At 43.8% G+C, this 242-nt stretch carries 1 protein-coding gene; it reads left to right on the top strand.

Annotated elements, in window-relative coordinates; genetic code table 11:
- Positions 1-242: hypothetical protein (locus Q4528_RS15560; RefSeq protein WP_303522620.1), on the top strand; the 242-nt coding region annotated here is incomplete at both ends.

Genomic DNA, 242 nt, shown 5'->3' with positions numbered 1-242 from the left:
ACACCAGATTGGGCTGGCTGGGGAACACTACTAGTAGGTGCTTGTGTATCTTACGTAGTAGGTTTTGTGATTGGTCCAGAGCATATCCAAGATATCTTCAACCTAGACCAAGACTTAACTAACCGTGAGTGGAAAGACCTTAAAGTAGCCATTGCTCTAATTGGTCACATTGCTCTAACCGGTGGTTTCTTTGTAATGTCTCAGTTGTTCTACAAAGGCTTGAGCGAAGAGCGCTCTAAAGA

It is taken from the genome of Staphylococcus pasteuri, assembly GCF_030547725.1.
Classification (GTDB): Bacteria; Bacillota; Bacilli; order Staphylococcales; family Staphylococcaceae; genus Staphylococcus; species Staphylococcus pasteuri.
This window is presented reverse-complemented; position numbering and strand designations above follow the sequence as displayed.